At 64.9% G+C, this 16060-nt stretch carries 10 protein-coding genes and 1 pseudogene; 2 read left to right on the top strand and 9 right to left on the bottom strand.

Translation table 11 applies throughout. The features are described 5' to 3' along the window. Nucleotides 1-191: 191 nt before the first annotated feature. Entirely contained in the window at nucleotides 192-605 is a 414-nt protein-coding gene (locus FJW06_RS10220) for a tellurite resistance TerB family protein (protein WP_140751144.1), read from the bottom strand. Between the two features lie 212 nt (nucleotides 606-817). Here FJW06_RS10220 and FJW06_RS10215 point away from each other — a divergent pair, with 212 nt between their 5' ends. Next, nucleotides 818-2467 carry a lysine--tRNA ligase gene (locus FJW06_RS10215; RefSeq protein WP_140751142.1) on the top strand — a complete coding sequence of 550 codons (1650 nt, stop codon included), beginning with the start codon at nucleotides 818-820 and terminating at the stop codon, nucleotides 2465-2467. On the opposite strand, the gene FJW06_RS10210 is transcribed toward FJW06_RS10215, so the two are convergent. From FJW06_RS10210 to FJW06_RS10175, 8 genes and pseudogenes are all read right to left on the bottom strand, one after another. After that, nucleotides 2430-3314 carry a thermonuclease family protein gene (locus FJW06_RS10210; RefSeq protein WP_140751140.1) on the bottom strand — a complete coding sequence of 295 codons (885 nt, stop codon included), beginning with the start codon at nucleotides 3312-3314 and terminating at the stop codon, nucleotides 2430-2432. The two genes, FJW06_RS10215 and FJW06_RS10210, sit on opposite strands and share 38 nt — an antisense overlap. 9 nt (nucleotides 3315-3323) lie before the next feature. After that, entirely contained in the window at nucleotides 3324-3965 is a 642-nt protein-coding gene (locus tag FJW06_RS10205) for a helix-turn-helix transcriptional regulator (protein WP_140751138.1), read from the bottom strand. A gap of 76 nt (nucleotides 3966-4041) precedes the next feature. Further along, nucleotides 4042-4182 (bottom strand): annotated as a pseudogene (locus tag FJW06_RS30475) (thioesterase); the annotation flags it as partial. Between the two features lie 9 nt (nucleotides 4183-4191). After that, complete coding sequence (locus FJW06_RS10195) at nucleotides 4192-6411, bottom strand: 3-hydroxyacyl-CoA dehydrogenase NAD-binding domain-containing protein (protein WP_140751136.1); 2220 nt, start codon at nucleotides 6409-6411, stop codon at nucleotides 4192-4194. 12 nt (nucleotides 6412-6423) lie between these two features. Beyond that, complete coding sequence (locus FJW06_RS10190) at nucleotides 6424-7632, bottom strand: acetyl-CoA C-acetyltransferase (RefSeq protein WP_140751134.1); 1209 nt, start codon at nucleotides 7630-7632, stop codon at nucleotides 6424-6426. Between the two features lie 33 nt (nucleotides 7633-7665). Continuing rightward, the gene (locus FJW06_RS10185) at nucleotides 7666-8838 is read right to left on the bottom strand and encodes an acyl-CoA dehydrogenase family protein (protein ID WP_140751132.1); all 1173 of its coding nucleotides are present in this window, start codon (nucleotides 8836-8838) and stop codon (nucleotides 7666-7668) included. A gap of 52 nt (nucleotides 8839-8890) precedes the next feature. Next, nucleotides 8891-10687 (bottom strand): acyl-CoA dehydrogenase, encoded by a 1797-nt coding sequence (locus FJW06_RS10180; protein ID WP_140751131.1) that lies wholly within the window; start codon nucleotides 10685-10687, stop codon nucleotides 8891-8893. A gap of 234 nt (nucleotides 10688-10921) precedes the next feature. Further along, nucleotides 10922-11392, bottom strand: coding sequence for a MerR family DNA-binding transcriptional regulator (locus FJW06_RS10175; RefSeq protein ID WP_181178198.1), 471 nt, complete (start codon nucleotides 11390-11392; stop codon nucleotides 10922-10924). A gap of 443 nt (nucleotides 11393-11835) precedes the next feature. Between FJW06_RS10175 and FJW06_RS10170 the strand changes: the two genes are divergently transcribed. Next, entirely contained in the window at nucleotides 11836-15906 is a 4071-nt protein-coding gene (locus FJW06_RS10170; protein ID WP_140751129.1) for an SEL1-like repeat protein, read from the top strand. Nucleotides 15907-16060 lie beyond the last annotated feature (154 nt).

Raw genomic sequence — 16060 nt, 5'->3', positions numbered from 1 at the left:
ACCTCCAAAAGTCAGCCTTGAATCTGATTTGCCTCGCGATGGGAATCCCAAACCGTTAAATTGTCACTGCAGCCTAGAGCAATTCCAGGAAAAGTGTGAGCGGTTTTCCGCCCGGAATTGCGTAAAAACAACGAGATCGGGCATTTCACCGTTTCACGGAAACGGTGAAATGCTCTAGGCTGTCAGCTTCTTTACGTCAGCGTGCGCAGGCGCGCCTTTGCCGCACGCGCGATCGCGGCCACGGTCAGCGTGTCGAGATCGAGCTTGAGGCGGATGAGCTGCAGGACACGCACCTCCTCCATGCGCATCTCGAGATCGACGGCGGCGACCTCGAAGGCGGCGGCGTAGGCGGTGTCGCGCAGCCGCTCGGGCAGCGCTTCGGCGACACGCGTCAGCACGCCTTCCAGCCCGCCCTTGTCATGCAGCGCCTTCTGGCAGGTTTGCGCCACCTGAACCAGCCTGTCCTGGTTGAAATCGACGAACACCGGCCAGGAGCGGACGACATCGCCGATCCGCGCCAGCTCGACATCGGTCATGTCGCGATCCGAAGCCGATGTGATGACCATCAGGTGGATCAGGGCTTCATGCGGGCTCAGCAAAGGCATTCAAAGCTCCTAATAGCGTGCATGCCATTGCTCCAAAACCACGACCACGCATTTGGGTGACATGCACTTGAAAGTGAGGCTCCAACGTAGGAGCGCCATTATGGCGCCGCAAGGAAAACCGGCGCAAATCGTTGACGCTCCGGTCTCGCGCGCCTAGAGACCGGTCGACAAATCTTATCCGCCGCGCAGACGGCCATGATTGGAACTTCGACATGACGGGATCAAACATCATCGATCTCAATCCCGAGATGCTTGCCGCTGCGGCCGAGAGCAAGGCCTGGCCGTTCGAGGAGGCCAAGAAGATCATTGCCCGCTACAAAGGCAAGGATTTCCCCGAAACCGTCCTGTTCGAGACCGGCTACGGCCCGTCCGGCCTGCCGCATATCGGCACCTTCGGCGAGGTGGCGCGCACGACCATGGTGCGGCATGCCTTCCGGGTGCTGACGCAAGACAAGGTCAAGACCAAGCTTCTGTGCTTCTCCGACGACATGGATGGCATGCGCAAGATACCGGACAACGTGCCGGACCGCGCCGCGCTCGAGCCCTACCTGCATATGCCGCTGACCTCGGTGCCCAATCCGTTCGGCGGCGACTATGCGAGCTTCGCCGACCACAACAACGCGATGCTGTGCCGCTTCCTCGACACGTTCGGCTTCGATTACGAGTTCGCCAGCGCGACGCAGTACTACAAGGCCGGCCGTTTCGATGAGGTGCTGCTGCGCGCCGCCGCACGCTATGACGAGATCATGGGCGTGATGCTGCCGACGCTCGGGCCGGAGCGCCAGGCGACCTACAGCCCGTTCCTGCCGATCTCGCCGAAGAGCGGCCGCGTGCTCTACGTGCCGATGATAAATGTCGACGCCAAGGCCGGCACTATCACCTTCGACGACAATGGCACCGAGACGACGCTGCCGGTCACCGGCGGCCATGTGAAGCTGCAGTGGAAGCCGGATTTCGGCATGCGCTGGGCGGCGCTGGGCGTCGATTTCGAGATGTTCGGCAAGGACCACCAGACCAATGCGGCGATCTACGACCGCATCTGCAACATCCTCGGCGGGCGCGCGCCGGAGCATTTCGTCTACGAGCTGTTCCTCGACGAGGTGGGCCAGAAGATCTCCAAGTCGAAGGGCAATGGGCTCACCATCGACGAATGGCTGACTTACGCGCCGACCGAAAGCCTCGGCCTTTACATGTACCAGCGGCCCCGGCAGGCGAAGAAGCTCTATTTCGACGTCATCCCGAAGGCGGTGGATGAGTATTACGCTTTCCTCGGCGCCTATCCGCGCCAGGACTGGAAGGAGCGCCTCGGCAATCCGGTCTGGCACATGCATGACGGCAACCCGCCGGCGATCGACCTGCCGGTGCCTTTCGCGCTGCTGCTCAACCTCGTCAGCGCCTCCAACGCGCATGACAAGTCTGTGCTGTGGGGCTTCATCTCGCGGCATGCGCCGGGCGTGACGCCGAAGACGCATCCCGAACTCGACCGGCTGACCGGCTACGCGATCCGCTATTTCGACGACTTCGTGAAGCCGACCAAGGTTTTCCGCGCCGCCGACGAGGTGGAGCGCGAGGCGCTGGCCAAGCTCTCCGAGGCACTCGGCGCGCTGCCGCCAGGCGCCGACGGCGAAGCGATCCAGAACGCCGCGCTCAACGTGGCGCGCAAGATCGAGCGCTACCAGGACCATTCCAAGCAGAGCCCGGAAGGCGGACCCGGCGTGTCGGTCGCCTTCTTCCAGATGATCTACCAGGTGCTGATCGGGCAGGAACGCGGACCGCGCTTCGGTTCCTTCGCGGCGCTTTACGGCATCGCCGAGACACGCGCGCTCATTGAGCGGGCGCTGGCTGGTCAGTTGGCGGCGTAACGGCGCCGCCATCGGCCGGCAGGATCGAATCCGGCGCCACCGGCGCCGGGCCCGACGCGGCCGGCATCGCCGGCAGCCCGTCGAGCTTCGGCGCCGGGCCGAAAATACCCTTCCTTGCCGTGCGGGCCTTGTTCTCGGCCTCGACATAGGGGCCACCTTGCGCGGCGCGCGCCCAGCCGTTCTCGACCAGCCACTGGCCGATGTCCTGATTGCCGATATGGCATTCGGCGGTAATGGTGTCGCGACCACCTTCCGGCGGCACCGTGCAGGCAACCGCACGGCCGCGCAGGAAGGCGCGGAAAGCCGTCCTGGCGCGGGCGCCGCAGGCCCAGCTCTTGCCCTCGTCGCTGCAGGTTTCATCGGCCTTGACGACATCCACGCCGGACACGGCGACCGCATAGCCCTTCGCCTCGATCAGCCCGGCGGCGCTGGCGACCGGCTGGAACAGCTTGGTGCCGTTCCAGTCGTCCGGCATTTTCAACTTGGGCGGCTTGGGCGGCCCGGCCAGCGCCAGATCGCTGAGGGGCGCGCGCGGCTCCACCCGTTCGAGTTCGTTGTCTGAAAGATCAGGTGGCGCCACGACGTCGGGATCGATGGCCCTCGAATGAACGGCGGGCTTCGGCGGCTGTGAAGCGGCCGGCGCGGGAATGGCCGAGGTCGCCGGCTCTTGCGCCGCATCGGAAGCGGAAGGCGTGTCGTCGCCGGTGGGGTGCGCGTCGGCGATGGGATCGATCTGATCGACCGTGACGGCGCTTTCGTGGCCCTTGACCGTGTGCCCGCCGGCAACAACAAGAGCCGCCATGACCGGGATCGCCAGGACCGTCAGGGCTGTCTGAAGAAGCCGCATGAGCCCGGCCTACTGGCTCGCCCAGACGATGCGCGCCATCCATTCGATATCGCGCGTCGAGATGTCCCGGTCAGGGTGGTCTGGGTTGAGCGAAACCAGCACGATCGATTTCATCGTTTGCCGGTCAAGCACCTTGGCCATCACCTCGCCGGCGGTGGTCTTGACGACAACACGATCGCCCTTGCGGGTCGGCGCGCCCGGCTCGACGATCAGCACATCGCCGTTGCGGTAGAGCGGCAGCATGGAATCGCCTTGCACCTGCAACGCATAGGACGTCTCGGTCGCCCGCGCCGGAAGCTCGACCAGATCCCAGCCCTGCCCGGCCGGATAGCCTGCGTCGTCGAAGAAGCCCCCCGCGCCCGCCTGGGCGAAGCCAAGCAACGGGACGGCGCTGCGGTGCTGGGCGACAGAGGCGCCACCGCGACCTTCGACCAGTCCGGTGAATTCCTCCAGCGAAGCGCCGGTGGCCTCGATGATCTTGGCCAGCGATTCCGTCGAGGGCCAGCGCGGCCGGCCGTCGGACGACAGCCGCTTCGACTTGTTGAAGGCTGTCGAATCAAGACCGGCGCGCCGGGCAAGTCCGGAAGCCGATAGTGAATAGCGCTCAGCGAGAGCATCGATTGCGGCCCATACGCGGTCGTGTGAGAGCACGCGCGCACTCCTTCAAACAGGAAAAAATGCCTCAAGCCTGTCTAGCGCGCAGTCACGCCCTTGTCCACCGGCGCAGCCGGGCGTTGTTCAGATGAAGGTTGAAGTCGATGTCGATCGGCAGGCAGCGAAAAGCCAGCCGACTTTCCTCGCCGACCCGATAAGGGCCACGGCTCGATGCCGTGGCCATAGTGCGGGCCATTCGCCCCCAGACATACATTCCGGTTCGTCAGGCCGCCTCTCGGACCTCGCCTTTCTGGTAGGGGTCGAAGCGCTGGTAGAAGGTCTCGCCCTTCTCGGCCATGTCGAGCAGAAGCTTCGGCGCCTTGAACTCGGCGCCATACTTCTTCTGCAGGCCCTTGGCGACCTTGACGAAACGCTTGGCGCCGATGCCGTCGATGTAGGACAGCGCGCCGCCGGTGAAGGGCGCGAAGCCGAAGGCAAGGATCGAGCCGACATCGGCCTCGCGGGGATCGGTGACGATGCCCTCTTCCATCACCCGCGCCGCTTCCAGCGCGATGGTGACCAGCAGGCGCTGCTTCAGCTCCTCATAGTCGACCTTTTCGGGCTTCAGTTGCGGATAGAGGTCCTTCAGGCCCGGCCACAGCTTCTTCTTGGCGGGCTTTGCCGGATAGTCGTAGAAACCCTTGCCGTTCTTGCGGCCGAAGCGGCCGTGCGTGTCGACCATCGTGTTGATCAGCGCCATCTGCCTGGGGTCGACAGCCTTCTCGCCCAGATCCCTGATGGTCTGCTTCATGATCTTCTGGGCAAGGTCGACGGCCGTCTCGTCGGTCAGCGCCAGTGGGCCAACCGGCATGCCGGCGGCCTTGGCGGCGTTCTCGATCATCGGCGCCGGAACGCCCTCGATCAGCATCTTGTAGGCTTCCGACATGTAGCGGAGCACGCAGCGGTTGACGTAGAAGCCGCGCGTGTCGTTGACGACGATCGGCGTCTTCTTGATGGCGCGCACGAAGTCGAAGGCGACCGCCAAGGCCTTGTCGCCCGTCTTCTTGCCGAGGATGATCTCGACCAGCATCATCTTGTCGACCGGCGAGAAGAAATGGATGCCGATGAAGTTCTTCGGCCGCGCCGAATTCTTCGCCAGGGCGGTAATGGGAATCGTCGAGGTGTTGGAAGCGAAGATCGCCGACGACTTCAGCACCGCTTCCGCCTTCTCGGTGGCGTCCTTCTTGACGCTCGAATCCTCGAAGACCGCCTCGACGACGAGGTCGCAGCCGGCAAGGTCGGCATGGTCCGCCGTCGGCGTGATCAGCGACAGAAGCTTGTCCTTGTCCTCCGGCCTGGCGCGGCCCTTCTTGACCTGATCGGCCATGAGGCTGTCGGAATGCGCCTTGCCCTTCTCGGCCGACGGCAGATCGCGATCGAGCAGCACGACCGGAATGCCGGATTTTGCCGTGACATACGCGATGCCGGCGCCCATGAAGCCGGCGCCGAGAATACCGATCTTCTTGAATTTGGTGTCCGGCACGCCGGCCGGCCGGCGTGCGCCCTTGTTCAGTTCCTGCAGCGACAGGAACAGCGAGCGGATCATCGCCGCCGCCTCCTTCGACTGCATGATCTCGGTGAAATAGCGCTGCTCGATCCTGAGCGCGGTGTCGAACGGCACCAGCAGGCCTTCATAGACGCATTTCAGGATCGCGGCTGCGGCCGGGTAATTGCCGTAGGTTTCGCGGCGCAGGATGGCGATAGCCGGCGGCCAGAGATTGGCGCCGGCCGCCGAGTAGATCGGCCCGCCCGGCAGCTTGAAGCCCTTCTCGTCCCACGGCGCCACCGGCTTCAGGCCGTTCTTGATCATCGCCTTGGCGGTCTCGATCAGCTTCTTCGGCTCCGCGATCTCATGGATCAGGCCCATCGCCTTCGCCTTTTGCGGCGTCAGGTTCTGGCCGGAGGTCAGCATCTGCAGCGCCTGCTGCTGGTCGGTCAGCCGCGGCACGCGCTGGGTGCCGCCCGCGCCGGGGAAGATACCGATCTTCACCTCGGGCAGTGCCATCTTCACCTTATCGGAATCGGCGGCGACGCGGCCATGGCAGGCGAGCGACATCTCGAAGGCGCCGCCCATGCAGGTGCCGTTGATCGCCGACACCCAGGGCTTGCCGGAAGTCTCGATCTTGCGGAACAAGCCGGTCATGTAGCCGGCATTCTCGAACAGGGCCTTGGTCGCCTTGTCGAGATCCTTCTCCTTGTCGGCGGCGAAGGTGGCCAGCATCTTCTGCAGCATGGTGATATCGGCGCCGCCGGAGAAAGAGTCCTTGCCCGAGGTGATGACGACGCCCTTGACGGCGGCATCGGCCGTCACCTTCTCGACGATGGCGTTCAGCTCGCGCATCACCTCCTCGGTGAAGACGTTCATCGAGCGGTCCTGCATGTCCCAGGTGACCAGCGCGATCCCGTCGGCGTCCACGTCGAGGGTGAAATTGGTGTAGCTCATAGTCTCTTTCCCTCAGACGCGTTCGATGATGGTGGCGGTGCCCATGCCGGCGCCGATGCAGAGCGTGACCAGCGCGGTGTTGAGGTCGCGGCGCTCCAGTTCGTCCAGCACCGTGCCCAGGATCATGGCGCCGGTGGCGCCGAGCGGATGGCCCATGGCGATCGCGCCGCCATTGACGTTGATCTGGTCATGCGGAATGTCGAAAGCCTGCATGTAGCGCAGCACGACGGAAGCGAAGGCCTCGTTGAGCTCGAACAGGTCGATGTCCGACAGCTTCATCTTGGCGCGTTTCAGGAGCTTCTCGGTGACGTCGACCGGACCGGTCAGCATCAGCACCGGCTCCGAACCGATATTGGCAAAGGCGCGGATGCGCGCGCGCGGCTTCAGCCCCATGGCCTTGCCGGCTTTCTTGGAGCCGAGCAGCACCGCGGCCGCGCCGTCGACGATGCCGGACGAATTGCCGGCGTGGTGGACGTGGTTGACCTCCTCCACTTCCGGATGCTTCTGCACGGCAACCGCGTCGAAGCCGCCCATCTCGCCGGGCATGACGAACGACGGATTGAGCGAAGCCAGCGACTGCATGTCCGTCTTGGGCCGCATGTGCTCGTCATGATCAAGAATCGTAAGGCCGTTCTGATCCTTGATCGGGATGACGGAGTTCTTGAAGCGGCCCTCGGCCCAGGCCTTGGCAGCGCGCTTCTGGCTCTCGACAGCATAGGCGTCGACGTCGTCGCGGGAAAAACCGTATTTGGTGGCGATCAGGTCGGCCGAGATGCCCTGCGGCACGAACCAGCCGGGCAGGCCGACGGAGGGGTCCATAAACCAGGCGCCGCCAGACATGCCCATGCCGACGCGTGACATGGATTCGACGCCGCCGGCGATGACGATCTCGTCCGCCCCTTGCGCGATCTTGGCGGCGCCGAAATTGATGGCGTCGAGGCCGGAGGCGCAGAAGCGCGAAATCTGCATCCCGGGTGCCTTGGTGTCGTAACCGGCCTCGAAGGCGGCAGCGCGCGGAATGACGGAGCCAGCCTCGCCGACCGGATCGACGCAGCCGAAGATGATGTCGTCGACATTGCCGGTGTCGAGCCCGTTGCGGTCGCGCAGCGCTTCGAGCGTCTTCGCGGCGAGCCGCACCGCCGGCACCTCATGCAGCGCGCCATCCTTCTTGCCCCTGCCGCGCGGCGTGCGCACGGCGTCATAGACGTAAGCTTCGGCCATTTCGTGCTCCTGTGGGTTTGCCGGCCGCGGCGCTCAGAGAGAGCGCCCGATCAGCAATTTCATGATCTCGTTGGTGCCGCCGTAAATGCGTTGGACGCGAGCGTCGCGGTACATGCGGGCGATCGGGTATTCATTCATGTAGCCATAGCCGCCATGCAGTTGAAGGCATTCGTCGACGACTTTGCCCTGCAGGTCGCTGAGCCAGTATTTGGCCATCGAGGCGGTGACCGGATCGAGGCCGCCGTCGATGTGGCGGGCCACGCAATCATTGTAGAAGACGCGGCCGATCGTGGCCTCTGTCTTCAATTCGGCCAGCTTGAACTGGGTGTTCTGGAAATCGATGACCGCCTTGTCGAAGGCCTTGCGTTCCTTGACGTAGTCGATGGTAAGCGCCAGCGCCCGCTCGATCATGGCGATCGCGCCGGTGCCGATCTGCAGGCGCTCCTGCGGCAGTTGCTGCATCAACTGGACGAAGCCCTTGCCTTCCTCATGGCCAAGCAGGTTGGAGGTGGGCACGCGCACATCATTGAAGAACAGTTCCGAGGTGTCGTTGGCCTTCAACCCAATTTTGTCGAGGTTGCGGCCCCGTTCGAAGCCTTCGACCTCGTCGGTCTCGACGACGATCAGCGAAGTGCCCTTGGCGCCCTGGGCCGGATCGGTCTTGGTGACGACGATGATCAGATTGGCGAGCTGGCCATTGGTGATGAAGGTCTTCGAGCCGCTGATCTTGTAATGGTTGCCGTCCTTCTCGGCGCGGGTCTTGACGCCCTGCAGATCGGAGCCGGCGCCGGGCTCGGTCATGGCGATGGCGCCGATCAGCTCACCGGTCGCGAGCTTGGGCAGCCATTTCTGTTTCTGATCCTCGGAGCCGTAATGGAGGATGTAGGGCGCGACGATCGAATTGTGCAGGCCGATACCGAAACCGTCCACGCCGACATGGCCGATCGCCTCGATGATGGCACTCTCATGCGCGAAGGTGCCGCCCGAGCCGCCGTATTTCTCCGGCATCGAGGCGCAGAGCAGGCCCGCCGCTCCGGCCTTCAGCCAGCTCTCGCGGTCGAACATCTCGTTCTTCTCGAACTCGTCATAACGCGGCGCGATCTCTTCGGCCATGAAGCGGCAGGCCATATCGTAGAGCATCCCGACCTCGTCCGCCGCCCAGGCGGGCTTCGGCAGGCCAAGAATTTCGGCTGGGTTTGTCGCCACGATTTCCTCCGCGTTCCGACAATTGTGGGCCGGCGATGCCGGCCCACCAAACCTAGAACGCTTCCGCCGGCAGCGCCATCAGCGTGTCCGCGCCGCTGGAAATGCGGGCGAGGCGCGTCGCGGTTTCCGGCATGATACGCTCCATGAAGAAGCGCGCCGTCGTGAGCTTGCTGTCGTAGAACGCGCCGGCGCCATTGGCGCCTTCCGCGAGCTTCGTGTGCGCAGACTTCGCCATCTGCGCCCACATATAGCCCAACGCCACCAAGCCGAAGAGATGCATGTAGTCGGTCGAGGCCGCACCGGCATTGTCGGGCTTGGCCATGGCGTTCTGCACCAGCCACATGGTGGCCGCCTGCAGATCGTTGAGGCCCTTCTTCAGCGCCTTGGTGAAGGGCGCCATCTTCTCGTCGGCGCGGTTTTCCTCGCAGAACTCGCCGACTTCCTTGAAGAAGGCCTGCACGGCGCGGCCGCCATTCTGGGCCAGCTTGCGGCCGACGAGGTCCAGCGCCTGGATGCCGTTGGCGCCTTCATAGATCATGGCGATGCGGGCATCGCGCACGAACTGGCTCATGCCGTGCTCTTCGATATAGCCGTGGCCGCCGAACACCTGCTGGGCCATCACCGCGTGATCGAAGCCTTTGTCGGTGAGCACGCCCTTGACCACCGGCGTCATCAGCCCGGTGTAGTCGTCGGCCGCCTGGCGGTCCTTATCGTCTCCGGAGCGATGCGCGACGTCGGATTTGATCGCCGTCCACAGCGCCAGCGCCCGGCCGCCCTCGTTGAAGGCCTTCATGGTCATCAGCGAGCGGCGGATATCGGCATGGACGATGATCGGGTCGGCCTTCTTGTCCGGCGCCTTGGCGCCCGACAGCGAACGGCCCTGCAGCCGGTCCTTGGCGTAGGAGACAGCGTTCTGATAGGCGATCTCCGAGACCGAAAGCCCCTGCAGGCCGACGCCGAGGCGGGCCTCGTTCATCATAGTGAACATGGCCTTGAGCCCGCCGTTCAATTCGCCGAGCAACATGCCTTCGGCCTCGTCATAGTTCATGACGCAGGTCGAGTTGCCGTGGATGCCCATCTTCTCCTCGATCGAGCCGCAGGAGAGCGTGTTGCGCTCGCCGGGATTTCCCGAGACGTCGAGCTTGAACTTCGGCACGATGAACAGCGAGATGCCCTTCACGCCTTCCGGCGCGCCCTCGGCGCGGGCCAGCACCAGATGGACGATGTTGTCCGACATGTCGTGCTCGCCGGCGGAGATGAAGATCTTCTGGCCGGAAATCCTGTAAGTCCCGTCGCCGTTGGGAACGGCCTTGGTGCGCAGCAGGCCGAGGTCGGTGCCGCAATGCGGCTCGGTCAGGTTCATGGTGCCGGTCCAGGCGCCCTCGATCAGCCTGGGCAGCCAAGTCGCCTTCTGCTCGTCCGTGCCGTGGGTGACGATCGCCGCGATCGCGCCTTGCGTCAGGCCCGGATACATCATCAGCGCCATGTTGGCGGAGACCATATATTCAGAGACCGCGGTGTGGACCGTGTAAGGCAGGCCCTGGCCGCCGAACTCCGCCGGCGCCGCAAGCCCCATCCAGCCGCCCTCGCGGTACTGGTCGAAGGCATCCTTGAAGCCCTTGGGCGTGGTCACCGAGCCGTCGTCATGGCGCACGCAGCCTTCGATGTCGCCGACGCGGTTCAGCGGATGCATGACGTTCTCGGCAAGCTTCGCGCCTTCGGCGAGGATCGCCTCGAGAACGTCGGGCGTCGCGTCCGAGAAACCCGGAAGGTTGGAATAGCGCTGATAACCCAGCACATCGTTGAGCACGAACAGCGTGTCCTGGATCGGCGCCCTGTAGATCGTCATGCCTTCCTCCACCCCTACGGTCCCGGCCCGACCAAGCAAGTCGCCTGTCCACGTCCTGGACAGGAGGCTGGGCCAATGTCGATGCTGCGATAGCAAATATTGACGTTTGCGTAAACGTCAACTTCGTCGCAGCCAAAAATTTTTACGAGCGGTCAGGCATCGTGGCGACAAAAAAGCCGCGCGGCCATAGCCACGCGGCTTTTTTGTCCGAGGTATTTCCGGAAGAGCGGGCGATCAGCCGGCGGCGCTTGCCTGCGGCGCAGCGGTGCGCTCGACGAGCATCTGGCGCACGATGGACATCGAATTGCTCAATTCGCCGATGGCGTCGTCGATCAGCGCGCGCTGCTTCTGCAGCCGGGTGAGCTGTTTCTCCGACTTGTCGAGCGCGAGCCGCAACTGCTTGGTATTGGTGCCGGTAGGATCGTAGAGATCCATCATCTGCTTGACGTCTCGCAGCGAGAATCCAACCTTGCGGCCGAGCAGGATCAGCTTCAGCCGAGCCTTGTCGCGGCGCGTGTAGAGTCGGGTCGAGCCATCGCGATGCGGATTGAGAAGGCCCTTGTCTTCGTAGAAACGCAGCGTGCGCAGCGTCACGCCGTATTTCTTGGCCATCTCGCCGATGCGGACGAATTCCTCACCGGCTTCGGCCGGAATGTCATTGGTATTGGCCGCGGCTTCGCCGGGCGAAACAAGTTTCATGGTCATTGGCTTTCCCCTGATGGCGTCGCGGTCGCGGACCAAGCGTCGCCTGAATGGAAGCGGGGGCGTGCTTCCAATCGTGGTTGCAACAAATCAATCGCAAGAGGCACGGCTTCGCACCTTTTACGTTTACGTCAATTCTATATCGACAGCCGCAGGGTGACGCAAGGGCGTTGTCGAACCGGAACTTTATGCCGCACCCGGATGCGGCGCATGATTATGCGCGGCTTCTTAAGCTTGGTTAACGCCTTGTTTACCACGTTGGGCGAAATGTGCGCATGTCGGTCACCCGTGGTTATCCTGTAGCGAATTTTTCACGGTTTTTCGAAGCGCGGGTGAAAACCCGGGAAGGCTTGTCTTCCACCGCGGCAAAACCGCTCGGCGCTTCGTTCCCGGCTGGCTACTGGAAAACCGGCCTCTGGCCGGCCATTCTGAACACGGGCGCATCGATGAACAGCAAGCGGTCCTATCTCGATACACTCAATGCCGGCAGGCAGCGCCGGCCGCACGCATCGCTCGAGGAACTGAACCGCTCGCTCGAAACTCTGGAGCAGCGGCTGGATCGGACGCGCGCCGATATCCCCGATCGCCCCGAGCTGCGGCGGCCGTCGGTCGAGCCGCGCTATCCAAGCACGCAGCCTTACGGCCAGCCGCGCTGGTATGAAGACACCTACTCCGCACAAAGACCTCTGGACCGGCCGCCGCAAAACCCGGCGGCGCAGTATCCCGGCGCGCAGAACCAGCGGCCGCAAAATCCGGCGCCCGGCGCCGCGCCCGCCTTCGGGCAGAACTATCAGGCGATCGCGCGCGACATCGACCGGGTGCGTGGCCAGGAAGACAGCGTCGCCATGGTCGGCAAGATCGCCCTCGAGCTGCACGGGCTGCGCGAGGAACTGCGCCATCAGATGACCGCCGGCCTGCAGCGTGAATTCGAAGCGTTCCGCCAAGACATCGACCGCGCCATGCAGGCCAACAGCCAGCGCGGCGCGAACGGCATGCCCGACAAGAGCAGCGCCGAGCTCGGCCTCGAATTCGAGCGGCTTTCGGGCGCCATCCAGACGCTGGCCGAAAAGAGCGACGACCGCAGCGTCAACCTGCTGCGGCTGGAGCTGGAACAGGTGAAGGGCGCGCTGGACACGCTGGCGCGCGAGGAAAGCGTGCAGAAGGTCGACCGCCGCTGGGATGATTTCGACCGCCGCTGGAGCGCTTTCGAGGACCGTGTCGACGCCGACCAGCGCAAGCGTGCGGAAGGCCCGAGCCTTTCGGTGCTGACCGACCGGCTCGAACAGATCAGCAGCGCCGTCAACAACCTGCCGGAATCGCTTTCGCTGCGCTCGCTGGAGGAAAAGGTGCGCATGCTTGCCGGCGCGGTCGACCGTTTTGCCGGCCAGCAGACCGCGCGCGGCGGCGAAACGCTCGCCATGATCGACGAGCGGCTGGACGAGATTTCCCGCGCCATCGTCGCCTCGACGGTGGCCGCGCAGGCCAATGCCTTCGACCCCGAAACCTTCGGCCGGATCGAGAAGCGCATCGCCTCCCTGGCGGTGCAGATCGAAGAGGTCGCGCAGTCGCGGCCGGGAGCGGAGGTCCTCGATCACCTCAACCTTCTCACCAGCCGCGTGGATCAGCTCGCCGGTCGCGCCGACCTGCCCGAGCAGGCCATGGAGCGGCTGGGCAAGCAGATCGCTTCCATCACGGAGAAGATGGATCGCGCGCCGGCCATGCCCGATGCCGACCAGATCTTCCAGGGGCTGGAACAGCGCTTCGACGCGCTCTCCACGCTGCTCGAGCGCCGCCAGGGCGATGCGATCGAACAGAGCAATATGCTGTTTCGCGATCTCGAGCGGCGGCTGGACGAGGTCGCGGACCGGCTCGACCAGCGCATGCGCCAAGATGAGAGCGCCGGCATCATGGAAGCGATCGACGCCCGCTTCACCGCTTTGGCCAAGCGCATCGAGACGCGCGCGACCGATCCCGCCAACGAGATGGCGATCCGTGGGCTGGAAAGCCGTCTCGATGACATTTCCAGCCGGTTGGAATCGTCGGCGCAGCAGGTCGCCGGAATCGATCCGGCGCTGATCCGCAGCCTGGAAGCGCAGGTCGCCGGCCTGTCGGCGCATCTCTCCAAGCCCGGCACGCCACTGCCCGAATTCGAGGACATCAGCCCGCGTCTCAACGAGATCGAGAAGTCGCTGGCCGGCACGCGCGACTCGATCCTGAGCGTGGCGCGCGAGGCGGCCGAGAGCGCCGTCAAATCGCTTGCCGAGTCGACGTCCGGCACGGCGCAGGCCAACGCGACCGCGGTGGCCGGCCTCGCCCAGGACCTGAAGACGCTCGAAGCGCTCACCCGTCGCTCCGACGAGCGCAATTCGCGGACCTTCGAGGCGATCCACGATACGCTGCTCAAGATCGTCGACCGGCTCGGCTCGCTCGAAGCGGGCGAGACCAGCGAAGCGATGAGCGAGCTGGTCGATCCGCAACCGGCCGCGAAGCGCGGTGGCCGCGGCAAGATCGCGGTGCAGGACGCGCCTTCAATGGATATCGACCAGCCGACGCCGCTGACGGGAGACATGGCCAGCCTCGAGGGCCGCGCTGCGGCCATCATGCGCGATGAGCCAAGCGCGCCGCGCACGCCTGCCGAGGCCGCGGCAGCGGCAGCCATGGCAGCCCTCGGGCCGGATGCGATCGGCGACAAGAGCGAGACGGCCGGCCGCAGGAGATCGATGTTCAGCGGCCTGGCGCGCGCTTTCAAGGGCAAGAAAGATGCGGACACGCAGCCGCTTGCCGGCTCTGCGCCGGTCGGCGACGTGCCGAGCGTCGACATCGACGAACCGCTCGATCCCAAGGCCGCCAACCGGCCCTTGGAACCCGGTTCTGGCGCGCCGGACCTCAACGCCATCATGAAGCGCGTGCGCGACGAGCGCGGCGGCCAGCCGGCCCGGCGCACCGACAGCGATGCAGCGAAGTCCGATTTCATCGCAGCCGCCCGCCGCGCGGCCCAGGCCGCGGCTGCGGAAGCCGACACGCTGAAACGGCAATCGACCATGACCGGCCCGGTGAAGGCGCTGAGGATCGGCGACCTGCTCAAGGCGCGGCGCAAGCCGATCCTGATGGCGGCCGCGGCGATCATGATGGCGCTTGCCGGCCTGCAGCTGGGCAAGGCCTTTTTGTCCGATCCGGTCGAGACAGCCAACAGCCAGCCCGCACCGGTCGTCTCCCCGCAGACGGTCGACACGGCTTCGCTCAACGCCACCGCCGCGCCGCAAGCCGATACGCAGAAGGCCGACACACCGAAGATTGATGCCGCGACGGCACAGGCCGAAAGCGCGCCTGCCCGTCCTGTCAGGCAGGCGGAGGCCGTCCAGCAGACGGCATCAGCCGCCCCTGTGCCAACAAGTCCCGAAAGTGCAGCTGCCATGCCGGCCGAACCGGCACCCGCGCCGGTGGCGCTTGCAACGCCCGCCGCACCGGCGCCGATGGCTTCCGCGATGCCATCCGAACCCGCCGCCGCGACGGATAGGGATGGCGACACGCAACCGGCGGCCAAGGAGCCCGTGGCAGCCAGTCCGGCAGCGAACAGCGCAGCAACCGGCGCGTCGGCCGCCACCTCCGCCGACACGACAGGCGCTGTGCCGCCTGCGGCAAGCCAGACGGCCGCGGCCAAATTCGACGTTCCGTCCGAAATCGGTCCGGTGGCGCTGCGCGACGCGGCCGCCGGCGGCGACGCCAAGGCGCTGTTCGAGGTCGGCTCGCGCTATGCGGAATCGCGCGGCGTCAAGGAAGACATGAAGGTGGCTGCGAAATGGTACGAGCAGTCGGCCGAGCTGGGCTTCGCACCGGCCGAGTACCGCATCGGCAATTTCTACGAAAAAGGCATCGGCGTCGCGCGCGACATCAAGAAGGCCAAGACCTACTACCAGCTCGCCGCCGAGCAGGGCAACGCCAGCGCCATGCACAATCTGGCGGTGCTGTTCGCCATGGCGGCGGACGGCGTGACCGACAATGAATCGGCGACGCACTGGTTCCAGGAAGCCGCCGACCTCGGCGTCAAGGACAGCCAATTCAACCTCGGCATCCTGGCCGCCAAAGGCGTCGGCATGAAGCAGAACCTGGAAGAATCCTACAAGTGGTTCGCGCTGGTCGCCAAGACCGGCGACAAGGACGCCGCCGCCAAGCGCGACGAGATCGCCAATGCGCTCAGGCCCGAGCAGCTCGAGCGGGCGCGGGCAGCCACGGAGTTGTGGAAGCCCAAGCCGCTCAACGCGGCCGCCAACTCGGCCGACATTCCGGAATCCTGGCAAGACAGCACGCCGCAGACCACCGCCGGCATCGACATGAAGAAGGCGGTGAAGAACATCCAGCTGATCCTCAACAAGAACGGCTACGATGCCGGCGGCGCCGACGGCGTGATGGGCGGCAAGACCAAGAACGCCATCATGGCCTTCCAGACCGACAACAAGATGCAGCCGACCGGCGAGATCGACGCGCCGCTCGTCAAGGCGCTGCTTGCGAAGAAATAACGGCAGGCGCGTCGCATACGCGACGCCTTGCCACACATTTGCCTGTTAACTGATTGAGATGGTTTTCGTTTCGGCGCGGCGGCGGGGGTTCGAACACGCCGCCGCGCCGGTGCAAGAAAATATTGGCTTTTCGCTGCGAAACTGCTGGGGACGG

This window comes from Mesorhizobium sp. B4-1-3 (assembly GCF_006439355.1).
In the GTDB taxonomy this organism is placed as follows: domain Bacteria; phylum Pseudomonadota; class Alphaproteobacteria; order Rhizobiales; family Rhizobiaceae; genus Mesorhizobium.
Note: the sequence above shows the minus strand (reverse complement) of the source record. Positions and strands in the feature narration are given on the sequence as shown.

What these genes read in the sequence shown, in the direction of transcription:
- FJW06_RS10220 (WP_140751144.1), bottom strand. Translation starts at nt 605, where the DNA reads ATGCCTTTGCTGAGCCCGCATGAAGCCCTGATCCACCTGATGGTCATC.
- FJW06_RS10215 (WP_140751142.1), top strand. Translation starts at nt 818, where the DNA reads ATGACGGGATCAAACATCATCGATCTCAATCCCGAGATGCTTGCCGCT.
- FJW06_RS10210 (WP_140751140.1), bottom strand. Translation starts at nt 3,314, where the DNA reads ATGCGGCTTCTTCAGACAGCCCTGACGGTCCTGGCGATCCCGGTCATG.
- FJW06_RS10195 (WP_140751136.1), bottom strand. Translation starts at nt 6,411, where the DNA reads ATGAGCTACACCAATTTCACCCTCGACGTGGACGCCGACGGGATCGCG.
- FJW06_RS10190 (WP_140751134.1), bottom strand. Translation starts at nt 7,632, where the DNA reads ATGGCCGAAGCTTACGTCTATGACGCCGTGCGCACGCCGCGCGGCAGG.
- FJW06_RS10180 (WP_140751131.1), bottom strand. Translation starts at nt 10,687, where the DNA reads ATGACGATCTACAGGGCGCCGATCCAGGACACGCTGTTCGTGCTCAAC.
- FJW06_RS10175 (WP_181178198.1), bottom strand. Translation starts at nt 11,392, where the DNA reads ATGACCATGAAACTTGTTTCGCCCGGCGAAGCCGCGGCCAATACCAAT.
- FJW06_RS10170 (WP_140751129.1), top strand. Translation starts at nt 11,836, where the DNA reads ATGAACAGCAAGCGGTCCTATCTCGATACACTCAATGCCGGCAGGCAG.